This is a genomic window from Streptomyces sp. NPDC051104 (assembly GCF_040682835.1).
Classification (GTDB): Bacteria; Actinomycetota; Actinomycetes; order Streptomycetales; family Streptomycetaceae; genus Streptomyces; species Streptomyces cynarae.
In genome coordinates, this window is record NZ_JBFBBS010000002.1 from 274,015 (window position 1) to 286,445 (window position 12,431).

Annotated in this window: 12 protein-coding genes and 2 tRNA genes; 4 read left to right on the forward strand and 10 right to left on the reverse strand. The window is 70.8% G+C overall.

All coding sequences use genetic code 11. The annotated features are described in order from the left end of the window. The first annotated feature begins 419 nt into the window (after positions 1 to 419). Both AB0N14_RS05910 and AB0N14_RS05915 read left to right on the forward strand, forming a co-directional pair. Positions 420 to 1,724: a cytochrome b/b6 domain-containing protein gene (locus tag AB0N14_RS05910; RefSeq protein WP_366024476.1), complete on the forward strand. Its 1,305-nt coding sequence runs from the start codon at positions 420 to 422 to the stop codon at positions 1,722 to 1,724. Continuing rightward, positions 1,721 to 3,334: an NADH-ubiquinone oxidoreductase-F iron-sulfur binding region domain-containing protein gene (locus AB0N14_RS05915; RefSeq protein ID WP_366024477.1), complete on the forward strand. Its 1,614-nt coding sequence runs from the start codon at positions 1,721 to 1,723 to the stop codon at positions 3,332 to 3,334. Before AB0N14_RS05910 ends, AB0N14_RS05915 begins: the two co-directional genes overlap by 4 nt. A gap of 204 nt (positions 3,335 to 3,538) precedes the next feature. On the opposite strand, the gene AB0N14_RS05920 is transcribed toward AB0N14_RS05915, so the two are convergent. The 3 genes from AB0N14_RS05920 to AB0N14_RS05930 all read right to left on the reverse strand — a co-directional run bounded on the left by AB0N14_RS05920 (position 3,539) and on the right by AB0N14_RS05930 (position 5,573). Further along, positions 3,539 to 3,611, reverse strand: a tRNA-Ala gene (locus AB0N14_RS05920). A 117-nt stretch (positions 3,612 to 3,728) separates the two neighbouring features. Next, entirely contained in the window at positions 3,729 to 3,962 is a 234-nt protein-coding gene (locus AB0N14_RS05925) for a hypothetical protein (RefSeq protein WP_016643127.1), read from the reverse strand. A 246-nt stretch (positions 3,963 to 4,208) separates the two neighbouring features. Further along, a complete protein-coding gene (locus tag AB0N14_RS05930; protein WP_366024478.1) occupies positions 4,209 to 5,573 on the reverse strand; it encodes an MFS transporter in 1,365 nt (454 codons plus the stop codon). Between the two features lie 220 nt (positions 5,574 to 5,793). On the opposite strand from AB0N14_RS05930, the gene AB0N14_RS05935 reads away from it, so the two are divergent. After that, complete coding sequence (locus tag AB0N14_RS05935) at positions 5,794 to 6,702, forward strand: helix-turn-helix transcriptional regulator (protein ID WP_366024479.1); 909 nt, start codon at positions 5,794 to 5,796, stop codon at positions 6,700 to 6,702. 53 nt (positions 6,703 to 6,755) lie between these two features. Here the strand turns inward: AB0N14_RS05935 and AB0N14_RS05940 are convergent. The 7 genes from AB0N14_RS05940 to AB0N14_RS05970 form a co-directional block, all read right to left on the reverse strand. Then, positions 6,756 to 6,828: transfer RNA gene (locus tag AB0N14_RS05940), tRNA-Ala, on the reverse strand. A gap of 119 nt (positions 6,829 to 6,947) precedes the next feature. Then, complete coding sequence (locus tag AB0N14_RS05945) at positions 6,948 to 7,616, reverse strand: histidine phosphatase family protein (protein WP_366024480.1); 669 nt, start codon at positions 7,614 to 7,616, stop codon at positions 6,948 to 6,950. After that, on the reverse strand, positions 7,613 to 8,071 hold the full coding sequence (rsfS, locus tag AB0N14_RS05950; RefSeq protein ID WP_366024481.1) for a ribosome silencing factor: 459 nt from the start codon (positions 8,069 to 8,071) through the stop codon (positions 7,613 to 7,615). Before rsfS ends, AB0N14_RS05945 begins: the two co-directional genes overlap by 4 nt. Positions 8,072 to 8,180: 109 nt before the next feature. Continuing rightward, complete coding sequence (locus tag AB0N14_RS05955) at positions 8,181 to 9,938, reverse strand: LCP family protein (protein ID WP_366024482.1); 1,758 nt, start codon at positions 9,936 to 9,938, stop codon at positions 8,181 to 8,183. Positions 9,939 to 9,954: 16 nt separating this feature from the next. Continuing rightward, the gene (gene nadD, locus AB0N14_RS05960) at positions 9,955 to 10,617 is read right to left on the reverse strand and encodes a nicotinate-nucleotide adenylyltransferase (protein WP_366024483.1); all 663 of its coding nucleotides are present in this window, start codon (positions 10,615 to 10,617) and stop codon (positions 9,955 to 9,957) included. 82 nt (positions 10,618 to 10,699) lie between these two features. Further along, a complete protein-coding gene (locus AB0N14_RS05965) occupies positions 10,700 to 10,855 on the reverse strand; it encodes a hypothetical protein (RefSeq protein WP_181923042.1) in 156 nt (51 codons plus the stop codon). Positions 10,856 to 11,022: 167 nt separating this feature from the next. Next, entirely contained in the window at positions 11,023 to 11,178 is a 156-nt protein-coding gene (locus AB0N14_RS05970; RefSeq protein ID WP_366024484.1) for a hypothetical protein, read from the reverse strand. 118 nt (positions 11,179 to 11,296) lie between these two features. Here AB0N14_RS05970 and AB0N14_RS05975 point away from each other — a divergent pair, with 118 nt between their 5' ends. Further along, positions 11,297 to 12,430: a M48 family metallopeptidase gene (locus tag AB0N14_RS05975; RefSeq protein WP_366024485.1), complete on the forward strand. Its 1,134-nt coding sequence runs from the start codon at positions 11,297 to 11,299 to the stop codon at positions 12,428 to 12,430. Position 12,431: the final 1 nt, after the last annotated feature.

Below are 12,431 nucleotides of genomic sequence, written 5' to 3' on the forward strand. Positions count from 1 at the left end.
ACGCATGGCGTCAGGGTACCGCAGCGCCCGAGCGCACCGCGACGGGCCACCGACGGCACCCCGGGGCGCACCCGGGGCCCGACCGGGAGCCACCCTGGCACGACCCGGGCCGACCCGGATCGAACTCGGACCCGACTCGGACACCACTCGGAGCGGACTCGGAGCGGACTCGGAGCGAACCGGATGAACCCAACACCGATCGCAGCCGTACTCAGACATCGACGGTCGGGTGGGGAACGTCACGAAAGGCTGATTCCAATTCAAATATTACTTCGCGTAACAGTAGCTAATCGGACATCGCAACCACGCCCGCGCCCTTTGATAACAGGGCAATAACTGAAACCACGTACCGCTCGGTTTGGAGCCACCTAGAGTGCGGCAGCGGGACCGCCTTCCCGAAACTGTTCGGAGTTGCCCCCATGAACCCTCCACGTAGTAACAGCTCGCTCCCCAAGCCGGGCCGCTCGGCCTACGGCGTGGCGTCGGCTGTGGTGCTGCTGCTCATACCCGTCATCGTGCTGTCCGGCGGGAACGCAGTCCGGGACTTCCTCAACTTCGGAGCGGGCGTGCTCTCGCTCGTCTCCCTCAGCTGCTCCGTGATCTGGGGGCTCGTCGCTCAGGACCGGATCTTCCTCAACACCCGCCAGCGGATCGTGGCGCAGGCCGTCCACCGGACCACCGCGGTCGCCTCGATCGCGTTCCTCCTGGTGCACGTCACGGTCAAGATCGCGCTCGAACACACGGTGCTGATCGCCGCGCTGATCCCCTTCAGCCTCGGCGTCAGCGGCTCGGCCGGTCTCATCGGCCTCGGCTCCCTGGCCGGCCTCCTCATGATCTTCGTGGGTATCACCGGCGCACTGCGCAGCAACTTCGCGACCCCGGCGCCCGTCGCGGCGCGCTGGCGGGCGATGCACATGCTGGCCTACCCGTCCTGGTGCGCCGCGCTCGTGCACGGCCTGTACGCGGGACGCGCGGCGAAGCCGTTCTTCATGGTGTCCTACGAGCTGTGCCTGCTCGGGGTCATGGGGGCGCTGGCCCTGCGCGCCGCGCCGCGCCCGTTCAAGCGCAAGGTGGCCGACAGGGTCTTCGCGATCGTCGGCGGCGGTGACATGGCGGGACGCGAAGGACTGGACGCCAGCCGCGCCCGCAACGCGGAGGCGGCGGCCCCCCTGGCGGGCTTCTCGGGGCGTTCGGCGGACCGCGCCGGCGGCCTGGAGGGTCTGGTCCCCCCGCAGCCCTCGACGCCCCTGTACGAGGCTCCCGCAGCCCGCACCATGACCCCGGAGCCCGGCAACGGCTTCGCGGCCGCCTACCGGGCCACGTCGGCCACCCCGCGCGCGCAGACACCGATGATGCCGGACGCGACCCAGCGCATGGACCTGTACGACACACAGGCCACCGAGGCCATGCCGCGCGTCGACGCCGGCGGCAGCACCTCGGGCAGCTGGCCGATCCCGTCACCGCCGCCGGTCGGGGAGGCGCCCCCCTCCGCGTACGACCCGCTCCAGGACACCGGATACACCATCCCGGCCTATGGCAATCCGGGATACAACGGATACGGCGCGAGTGAGATGTACGACACCGGTGAGACGAACGTACCGTTCGGCACGTACAACTCGAACAACACGTACAACAGCGGTCCCGCAGCGGAAACGTTCCCCGGCGCCTTCGACACGCCGGGAGCCGGCGAACCCTGGAACGCGCCTTCCGGAGGCTTTAAGTGAACGAGGCCCTGCCCGACGTCCCAGAAGTCCGGGTGGTCGGGCTTCCGCAGCTCACGTCGGGCTTCGACCTTGTCGAGAGACTCGACCTGCCGATGCACCTCAAGGTGCACGGCCCGCTCGAGCCGATGGGCGGAGAGCAGCTCGCACAGCTCGCCGAGCAGATCAACCTCAAGGGGCGCGGCGGCGCCGGCTTCCCCTTCCACAAGAAGCTGCGCTCGGTCGCCAAGTCCGCGATCCGCCGCGGCATCCGGCCGGTCGTGGTCGTCAACGGAAGCGAGGACGAGCCCGCCTGCCGCAAGGACACGGTGCTGATCAACCGTGCCCCGCACCTCATCCTGGACGGCGCCCTGCTGGTCGCGGAGGCCCTGGGCGCCCGCACGCTCGTCGTCGGGGTGACACGGGCCTCGACCGAGCGGTCGATGGAGCAGGCGCTGGCCGAGCGGGGGCTGAGCGACCGGCGCGGCGCGCCCATCCGCGCGCGCGTGCAGCGCAATCCGGTGCGCATGGTCACCGGAGCCGCCGCCTCGCTGATCCGCTCGATCGACGGCGGTCCGGCGATCCCTCCGGGGCGCAAGACCAGCGCCTCGCAGAGCGGGGTCGGCGGCGCGCCCACGCTGCTGTCGAACGCCGAGACGTTCGCCCAGCTGGCCATCGCCGCGCGCATCGGCGCCGAGCGCTACTGCAACACCGGTCTGTACGACGAGCCCGGCACCGTCATGCTCACCGTCTCGGGCGCGGTCAACCGCCCCATGGTGATCGAGGTCCCCACGGGCGTCCCGCTGCGGTACGTGCTCCAGCTGGCCGGCGCCCCGCCGGTCCCGCAGGGCGTCCTGACCGGCGGCTACCACGGCAAGTGGATCGACGCGACGACCGTCAACGAAGCGGTCGTCTCGCGCAACTCCCTGGACGCCGTCGGCGGCTCGCTCGGCGCCGGCGCGATCCTGCCGATCAGCCAGGAGACCTGCCCGCTCGGCGAGTCCCTGCAGGTCGCGAAGTGGCTGGCCGAGGAGAGCGCGGGCCAGTGCGGCCCCTGCTACCTCGGTCTGCCGGCTGCGGCCCGCGGTATGGAGGACATCCTCAACGGCGGCGGTCCGGCCGCCCTGGAGGCCCTCAAGCAGGTCGCCAAGGCCGTGAAGAGGCGCGGTGCGTGCTCGCACCCGGACGGCTCGGCGATGTTCCTGGAATCGACCATCAAGGCGTTCACGGACGACCTGGCCGCGCACGTCCTCGGCAACGGCTGCGGCAGGCCCGTGGAGGGCGTGCTGCCGTTGTTCGAGGGCGGCAGGGCCCCGACGGGCATCCCGGGCGGCGGACAGGCCGAGCCGGAGGCTGGGGCCAGCCGGCAGAAGATCTACGTGGACTGGACGCTGTGCCGCGGCCACGGACTGTGCGCGGACATCCTCCCGGAGGTCTTCGAACTGGGCGCCGACGGCTTCCCCACGGTCGCCCAGGCGCCGGTGCCGCTGTACGCGGAGGCGAAGGCCCTGCGGGCCGTGCGCCGCTGCCCGGCGCTCGCGCTGCGGATCGAGGAGGACACCCGGTCCGGGCCGTCGCGCAGCAACCTGCCCGTGCTGTCGCAGGGCCGCGGACGCCGGGCCCTCGGGCGCTGACCGGACCCTCGGTCGCTGACCACACGAAACGGCGGGCCACCCTCACCGGGTGGCCCGCCGTTTCGTGTGCGCGCACCTGCGTACGCGGACTGTCCTCCCGGCGTGCACAGCCGTCCTCCCCGCTCGCACGGGTGTCCGCGGCCGCCTACGCCGAGCGCACGACGAAGGCGGCCCATCCCTCGGATGAACCGCCTTCACATTCTGTGGAGCTAAGGAGAATTGAACTCCTGACCTCCTGCATGCCATGCAGGCGCTCTACCAACTGAGCTATAGCCCCTTGCGGCCACGCGGTGGAACCGCGTATCGACCTTGTCGCCCGGTTTCCCCCGGCGGCGACGCCAACATTACACGGTCCACCGGGTGGAACACCAAATCGTTTCCCGCGTCCCCCGCGTCAGGCCGTGGCGAACGAGTAGAAGCGTTTGAGCGTGCAGTGCTCGTCCAGGAGGCGGCCGTAGATCGGCTCCCCCTCCAGCTCCCGGTAGGTCTCGATCGGGTCGCCTTTTATGATCAGTGCCCGTGCGCATTCCTCGCACCAGTACTGGTAGTCCGGGTTGACCGGCTCCATGTCACGGACGATCGGCGTGCCACTGCCGCACCAGTCGCACTTCCGCCTGTGTGCACCCATCGATCAGCTCCAGCTGTGGCCGCAGGCCGTGCACACGTAGGAGATTCCGCCGTTGTCGCCGAGCACCTGGGCGACGTGGGACGAGCCACACGAGGGGCAGTCGAGGAGGGTGGCATTCCGACGTGTCACCGCCACTGCGAGAAGATCGTGGACCTCCCCGCGGATGCTCCCTGGCATCGCTACTCCCTCCCGTCGGGCCGCGCCCCCTTCCGGCCGTTTGATTCTGCCACGGCCGGGCCAATACGGTCAGCGACGCCTTCGTACCAGTCCGGACACGGCACCCAGCGTGGCCGTCGCGGCCAGCGCGTACGTGCACACGAGGAGCGCGTCCGAAGAGGTATACGCCCCAGGGGCCCCCAGTGACTCAAGCCGGTTCAGGAAGAGTGCGCCGAAGGCCGCCACACCGATCAGCTGGCCGAGCTGGGTGACCGTGGCGAGCAGGCCGCTGGCGTCGGCCGCGTCCTCGGGCCGCACGGTGGCGAGGGCCCTGGTCAGGGTGGGGCTGAAGGCGAGCGCAAGGCCCACCCCGACGCCCGCGGAGGCCGCGTACAGCCCGGCTCCGCCGTGGCTCCCGCCATGCAGCGCGAGGCCCACCCCGGTCAGGGACAGGCCGGTGAGGACGAACCCTGCCGGGATCAGGTGGCGTTGCCAGGAGGCCGGCCACTTCCGCCAGGTCAGACCGGCCAGCCCGAACACCACGGTGGTCGGCGCGAAGGTCAGCCCGGCCCGCAGGGCGCTGTAGCCGAGGCCGCCCTGGATGTGCAGGGTCAGCGAGAAGAGAAAACCGGCGTTGACCGCCATCACGGCCAGCAGCCGGAAGACCGCGAGGCCGATACCGGGGTGGCGCAACACCCTCGGCGCGATCAACGGCGCCCCGCCGCGCCGGGCGAGCCGGGACTCGTATGCCTGGAACAGGGTGAAGGCCAGTGCGGCCGCGGCCAGGGACAGCCAGGACCACAGCGGCCAGTGCTCCTCCTGACCGAGCACGAGCGGCACGGTCAGCAGCGAGACGGCCCCGCCGAGCAGCACCAGGCCGGGCAGGTCGAGGCCGTGCGAGCGTTCCCCGGCGTGTGCGTCGTCCCGCGGCAGGACACGGCTGCCGACGGCCAGCAGTACGGCGCCGACGGGCACGTTCACGAGGAACACCGGCCGCCAGCCCGCGCCGAACAGGTCGGCGCTGACCAGGACGCCGCCGAGCACCTGCCCGGCGGCGGCACCGGTGGCCAGGACGGCGGAGTAGGCCCCGAGCGCCTTGGCCCGCGCCTCACCGGTGAAGTGACGCTGGATCAGGCTGAGCACCTGCGGGATCATCACGGCCGACCCGGCGCCCTGCACCAGCCGGAAGGCGATCAACTCCCCCGTTCCCCGGGCCAGTCCGCAGGCCAGCGAGGCGGCCGTGAACACCGCGATCCCGGCGAGGTGGACCCGGCGGTGGCCGAGCAGGTCGCCGAGGCGCGCACCGGTGATCAGCAGCACGGCGTACGCGATGGAGTACCCGGCGACCACCAGCTGCAGTCCGGCGCCGCTCGCGTGGAGGTCGGAACCGATCGTGGGTACGGCGACGTTGACGATGAAGACGTCGAGCAGGGCCATGAACTGGGCGGTGAGCACGCCCGCGAGCAGCCGGCCGGGGCGATTGTCAGTGGTGGGGGTTTTACTGGTCGCAGGTCGGGTTCCGGGGGTGGATCCGGGACCCGTTGAGGTTGTCGTCATGCCTGCGAGCCTGACGACGGGCGGACACGGGTGACGAGAGCCCGCCGATGCTGGTACCGACAGCACCTGGCAGCGGCCGGCTCCGCTCCCGACGATGGAGACGGGGGATGTGGGGACCATGACGACGACACAGCGCCGCAGGCCGGAGCTGGCCGCCTTCCTGCGCAGCAGGCGGGCCCGGGTGACACCGGCCGACGTGGGCATGCCGCCGGGACTGCGGCGCCGGACACCGGGCCTGCGCCGCGAGGAGGTGGCGCAGCTCTCCGGGGTGGGCGTGACCTGGTACACATGGCTCGAGCAGGGCCGCCCGATCAACGCCTCGCCGCAGGTCCTGGACGCGGTGGCGCGCACGCTGCGCCTGGACCGGCCGGAGCGCGAGCACCTGTACCACCTGGCGGAGGTGCCCTACGACGGGGGCGGGGAGGGGCTGCCCCAGCGGGTCGGCCAGGACGTGCAGGACGTCATCGACGCCCTGGACCCGCGTCCGGCGGCCGTCTACAACTCGCGTTACGACGTCCTCGCCACGAACGCCGCCTACGGCGACCTGTTCCGGATTCCGAGGACGCCGGACATCGGCGCGGCGAACGCGCTGTGGACGCTGTTCACGGTGCCCGAGGAGGTCTGCCCGGTGGTGCACCGGGACAGGGAGCTGCCGGTGATGGTGGCCACCCTTCGCTCCGCGTACGGCAGACACGTGGGCGAGCCGGCGTGGGAGGACTTCATACGCAAGCTGTCGGCGGCCAGTGCGTACTTCGCGGAGCTGTGGGCGAGCGGCGAGGTGATCCCGCCCGGGCCGCGGGTGAAGACCTTCCGTCACAAGGCGGTGGGCGAGCTGGGGATGACCTCGCTGTCGCTGTCGCTCGACGGAATGCCGGAGTGCAGGATCGTGGCGTACACGCCGGAGAACGAGGAGGCTCGCGAGAAGGTCGCACTGCTCAGGGCGCGGAGGCAGCGGCTGTGGCCGTCGTCGGACGAGGCGGCCGTGGAGGGCGTCCGCATGTGGGACACAGAAAATCCCGCCCCTTGACGGGACGGGATCCTGATCATCGATCTTTGACAACTCAACAGAGTGCCGATCCGTGGAGCTAAGGAGAATTGAACTCCTGACCTCCTGCATGCCATGCAGGCGCTCTACCAACTGAGCTATAGCCCCTCGTGCCACGCGGCGGAGCCGCACGGTGTTTCGCCCCGCTCGGCGGCGCGAACAAGAAGAACTTTAGCCTGCGACCTGCCAGAAAGTGAAATCCGGGTCCGGAGCAGCCGCGAGGCCGCTCAGTCGTCGTCGCCGAGGACCGGTTCCGGCAGGGTGCCCGCGTTGTGTTCGAGGAGGCGCCAGCCGCGGGTGCCTTCGCCGAGGACGGACCAGCAGCAGTTGGAGAGACCGCCGAGGCTCTCCCAGTGGTGGGCCTCCAGACCGAGCAGGCGGCCGATGGTGGTGCGGATCATGCCGCCGTGGCTGACCACGACGAGCGTCCCGTCCACGGGGAGCTTCTCGGCATGGCGGAGCACCACGGGGGCGGCCCGCTCGGCGACCTCGGTCTCCAGCTCGCCTCCGCCGCGACGGACGGGCTCGCCGCGCTTCCAGGCGGTGTACTCCTCGCCGTGCCGGGCGATGATCTCCTCGTGGGTCAGTCCCTGCCAGACGCCCGCGTACGTCTCGCGCAGGGCCTCGTCGAGGGTGACTTCCAGGCCGGTGAGCGTGGCCAGCTCGGCGGCCGTGGCGGCGGCGCGCCTGAGGTCGGAGGCGACGATGGCGTCCGGCTTCAGCGAGGCGAGCAGGCGCGCGGAGCGGCGGGCCTGGCCGATGCCGGTCTCGGTCAGTTCGACATCCGTGGAGCCCTGGAAGCGGCGCTCCACGTTCCAGGACGTCTGGCCGTGGCGCCACAGGATGATTCGGCGCCCCCGGCCCTTCTTCCCCGTCTCGGTGCCCGCTGCCGTCACCGCAGCTCCCCGCCCAGCTCCGCGTCCAGCTCGGCGGCGTCCTGGGCGGCCTGCAGCCTGGCGTGCTCCGCGGCCTTGCCGCGGGTGGCGTTGGCGTCGGGCGGCAGGTTCAGCTCGGGGCAGTCCTTCCACAGCCGCTCCAGGGCGTAGAAGACGCGCTCCTCGCTGTGCTGGACGTGCACCACGATGTCGACGTAGTCCAAGAGCACCCAGCGGGCCTCGCGGTCGCCCTCGCGGCGTACCGGCTTGGCGCCGAGTTCCTTCAGCAGCCGCTCCTCGATCTCGTCGACGATCGACTTGACCTGACGGTCGTTGGGGGCCGATGCCAGGAGGAAGGCGTCCGTGATCGACAGCACGTCGCTGACGTCGTAGGCGACGATGTCGTGCGCGAGCTTGTCGGCGGCCGCCTGGGCGGCGGTGTTGATGAGTTCCAGAGAGCGGTCCGTGGCGGTCACTACAAGGCTTTCCGTCGGCGGTCAGTGATACCTCAAGGGTCTCACGGACCGCCGACGGCACCCCATGTGATTAATGGAGCACGCCCCGGCGGCCGGGGCGTGGCCCACGTCACGAGGACGGGAAGTCCTTGCCGAGCACCACCGAGACGTTCGCGTTCGAGGCGCCCGTGCCCTTCTTGACGGCGCTGGTGGGCAGGCCGAGGGTCTTGGCGACCTCGATGGCGTTCTGCTTGTCGCCGTCGTCGGCGTAGGTCACCTGAGAGGTGGCCTGGGCTGGGCCGGTGCCGGCGTCGACGGAGGTGTAGCCGCCGTTGACAAGGACGACACGGGCCTGCTCGGCGGCGGCCTGGGAACCGGTGGCGTTCTTGATGCCGACCCGGACGGTGTCACCGGCCTGGGGGCTCTTCACGGTGCCGCCGAGCAGTGTCTTGACCACGGTGTCGGTGGCCTTCTGACCGATGGTGCCGTCGGACTGGACCGGCAGCAGTGCGGTCTTGTAGTCGCCCTCTTTGGCGTGCTCCGCGAGCTTGGCCAGGAAGGTGCCGAGGTCCTGGTCGGTCAGGGAGGGGTCGAGGATCTGGGCGAGCGTCTGCACGGTGGTCGTCGCGGCCTGCGGGTCGGAGGACATCTTGCGCAGCACCGCCTGCATCACCTGGCCGAACCGCTCGAGCTGGGCGTCCTGGGACTCCCCGGTGGCGCGGTAGGTGGCGTAGGCGACGGCCATCGTGCCGCTGAGGGTCTGGTCCTGCCCCTTGTGCACGAGGGGCGCGCCGCCCTTCTTCTTGGCGTCGGGGTCGGGGACGTCGGTGTTGGTGTCGACCTCGATGTTGCCGACGAGGTCGACGAGGTTCTGCAGGTAGGGGGTGTCGAGGCGCCAGGTACCCTCGATCCTGGTGCCGAGGACCGAGTCGATGGCGTCGCTGGTGCCGGAGGAGCCGTCGTCGCCGACCGACTTGGCGAGGGTGGTCGTGCTGCCGTCGTCCGAGGTCAGGGCGAGGGAGTTGGGCAGCAGCACGGTGGCGCCCTGCTTGGTGGTGGTGTTGTCGACGAGCAGCGCGGTGGAGGTGCCGCCGCCCTTTGTGTTGTGCAGGTGGACGGCGATCACGTCGCGGTTCTGGGCGGTCGCGGCCGTCGTCGTCGTGCCGGACCTGCCGCCGGAGGAGAGGCCGGGCAGCTTGCCCGCGTACCAGAGGTAGCCGACGCCGCCGACCGCCACCAGGGCGAGCACGACGGCCAGGGCGATGATCCGGCTGCGGGCGCGGCGGCGGGCCTCCTCGCGGCGCTCGGTGCGGTTCTCGGTGAACTTCAGCCAGTCGATGACGTCCTCGGAGTCGCCGTCGGGCTCCTCGACGAAGGCGAACTGCTCGGTGCGGTAGTCGCGGTCGCCGTGCGGCTCCTTCTCGGAGGTCTCGCCGCCTGCGGGCGTGCCGTCGTCGGCGAAGCCGGTCCCCGGCGCGTGCCCCGGGGCGCTGTCGGCCGGGCCGGCCTGGTGCGGGATGTAGGCGGTCTGTTCGGTGACGCGCGGCTGCTGACCACTGGTCGCGGCCCGGCCGTAGGGGTCGTGGCCGGCGGCGGTCGTGGTGCCGTACGGGTCGTAAGGGGCGGCGGGGTGCTGCCGGCCGGTGTCATGGGAGGACACGGGCTGCTGTCGGCCGGTGTCGTAGGGCCCCACGGACTGCTGAGTGCCGGTCGCGTACGGGTCGTAGCCGTATACCTGGTGCTGCTGATCGGGCCGTGTGCCGTACGGGTCGTAGCCCTGCGGGGTGCGCTGTGCGGGCACCTGTCGGTACACAGGCTGCCCGAACTCGTCGTAGCCGACGAGCTCGTACTGGTCGCCGCCCGCGTATCCGTCGTATCGGTCGTTCACCGGTGCCCCTCTCGGCTCACTCGCCGCGGTACAGCTGCCGTTTGTCGATGTAGCGCACCACGCCGTCCGGCACCAGGTACCAGACGGGTTCGCCCTTGGCGACTCTCGCACGGCAGTCTGTGGACGAGATGGCGAGCGCGGGAACTTCGACGAGCGAGACGCCGCCCTCCGGGAGACCCGGGTCGGCGAGGGTGTGACCGGGGCGGGTGACGCCGATGAAGTGGGCCAGGGAGAACAACTCGTCCGTGTAACGCCAGGTGAGGATCTGGCTGAGCGCGTCGGCGCCGGTGATGAAGAAGAGGTCGGTGTCGGGGTTGAGCGCCTTCAGATCACGGAGGGTGTCCGTGGTGTAGGTGGGACCGCCGCGGTCGATGTCGATGCGGCTCACCGAGAACTGGGGGTTCTCGGCGGTCGCGATGACCGTCATCAGGTAGCGGTCCTCGGCGGGGCTGACCTTGCGGTCGGTCTTCTGCCACGGCTGGCCGGTGGGCACGAACACCACCTCGTCGAGGTGGAACTGGGCGGCGACCTCGCTGGCCGCGACCAGGTGGCCGTGGTGGATCGGATCGAACGTTCCGCCCATGACGCCGAGGCGACGCTTGCCCGGGTTCGACGGCCCGCTGCCGGGGCCGGGTCCCGTGCCCTTCGCCGGACCGGTGGGTGTGTGCTGCTCTCCCATGCGTGCAGACCCTACCGGCCCGGCCGCCGGGCACCGGCCGACAGGCCCCCGCGAGCGGCCGGGACGGGCTGTTGGTCCCGGCTCAGCGGTCGCGGTTGAAGCGGGTGGTGATCCACAGCAGCAGGAGGAGGATGACGAGGGCGCCCCCGCCCGTCATGAAGGGGCTGATACTCGCGTGGCGCTCGCCTTCGCCCTCGGCGAGGGTGGCCAACTGGGCAGCGGTGCTGTGGAAGCTCATCTTCGGCAGTACCTATCCGGTGTGGGCGGGATAAAGACGTCGGCTCATCGTATGCGGGCGCGTTCCCGGGCATCACGGCGACTCCGCCGTTGGACGCGGACCGCGGGCGCCGGGCACGCCCGGACCGGCGGTTCCGGCCCGCCGGGCGCCCCCGCGCGGCGCCCGGGTCAGTCCTTGCGCTTGTAGCCCCGCAGCAGGAACCAGCCGGTCAGGACGCAGCCGAGGACCATCACGACCAGGACGACTCGGAGGAGGTTGCCCGGTCCCTGTCGGCTGGCGGCCGTCGCTGCCTCGGTGAGCCAGGCGGCGCTGATGTGCTCCATGAGATCGCTCCTTACGGTGTGCTGCCCTGTCACGGTATCTCCGCCTAGGCTGGACACCGCTTCGGGGGCGCATCAAGCGGGTCGCGCACAGTGAGCCATCAGACACATGGGGGAACGCATGTCCGACGACGGCCAGGGTCAGAACGGTCACGAGCAGGTGCCGAGCAGGCAGCGCAGGCGTTTTCCGGGGATCTCCTCGCGCGCGTACGAACACCCGGCGGACCGTTCGGCCCTGGTGGCCCTGCGGAAGCTGAGCGGCTTCGACACGGTCTTCAAGGCCCTCAGCGGCCTGCTGCCCGAGCGCAGCCTCAGGCTGCTGTTCCTGTCCGACTCGGTGCGGGTCTCGGACGCGCAGTTCCCCCACCTGAACGGCATGCTGCGGGACGCCTGCTACATCCTGGACCTGGAGAAGGTCCCGCCGATGTACGTCACGCAGGACCCGCAGCCGAACGCGATGTGCATCGGCCTCGACGAGCCGATCATCGTCCTGACGACCGGGCTGGTGGAGCTGCTCGACGAGGAGGAGATGCGGGCGGTCGTCGGGCACGAGGTCGGGCACGCGCTCTCGGGCCACTCCGTCTACCGGACCATCCTGCTGTTCCTGACCAACCTCGCGCTCCGGGTCGCCTGGATCCCTCTGGGTAACCTCGCGATCATGGCGATCGTGACCGCGCTGCGGGAGTGGTTCCGCAAGTCGGAGCTGTCGGCCGACCGGGCCGGTCTGCTGGTCGGGCAGGATCTGCAGGCCTCGATGCGCGGGCTGATGAAGACGGCGGGTGGCAACCATCTGCACGAGATGAACGTGGACGCGTTCCTCGAGCAGGCCGAGGAGTACGAGGCCGGGGGCGATCTGCGCGACTCCGTGCTCAAGATCCTCAACGTGCTGCCGCGAACGCACCCCTTCACCACGGTCCGCGCGGCCGAGCTGAAGAAGTGGGCCGCCTCCCGCGACCACCAGCGGATCATGGACGGGCACTACACGCGGCGCAGCGAGGACGGGGACACCTCGGTGTCGGACTCGTTCCGGCAGTCGGCGGCGAGCTACGCGAACGAGGTCAGGCAGTCCAAGGACCCGCTGATGAAGCTGGTCAACGACCTCGCGGGCGGCGCGGGCGACCTCGGCGACCGGGTGCGGCGCGGCTTCGCGGGCTTCGCGGGCAGCGCCCCCAAGGACGCGCCGCGCGAGCCGGACGACAGCCAGCCGGGCGACGACAGCCACCCGGGCGACGAGAGCCCCTACGGCAAGGACTGAC

Bases quoted from the DNA above. Each gene is read 5' to 3' on its own strand.
- AB0N14_RS05910 (WP_366024476.1), top strand. From the start codon at position 420: ATGAACCCTCCACGTAGTAACAGCTCGCTCCCCAAGCCGGGCCGCTCG.
- AB0N14_RS05925 (WP_016643127.1), bottom strand. From the start codon at position 3,962: ATGGGTGCACACAGGCGGAAGTGCGACTGGTGCGGCAGTGGCACGCCG.
- AB0N14_RS05935 (WP_366024479.1), top strand. From the start codon at position 5,794: ATGACGACGACACAGCGCCGCAGGCCGGAGCTGGCCGCCTTCCTGCGC.
- nadD (WP_366024483.1), bottom strand. From the start codon at position 10,617: ATGGGAGAGCAGCACACACCCACCGGTCCGGCGAAGGGCACGGGACCC.
- AB0N14_RS05965 (WP_181923042.1), bottom strand. From the start codon at position 10,855: ATGAGCTTCCACAGCACCGCTGCCCAGTTGGCCACCCTCGCCGAGGGC.
- AB0N14_RS05970 (WP_366024484.1), bottom strand. From the start codon at position 11,178: ATGGAGCACATCAGCGCCGCCTGGCTCACCGAGGCAGCGACGGCCGCC.
- AB0N14_RS05975 (WP_366024485.1), top strand. From the start codon at position 11,297: ATGTCCGACGACGGCCAGGGTCAGAACGGTCACGAGCAGGTGCCGAGC.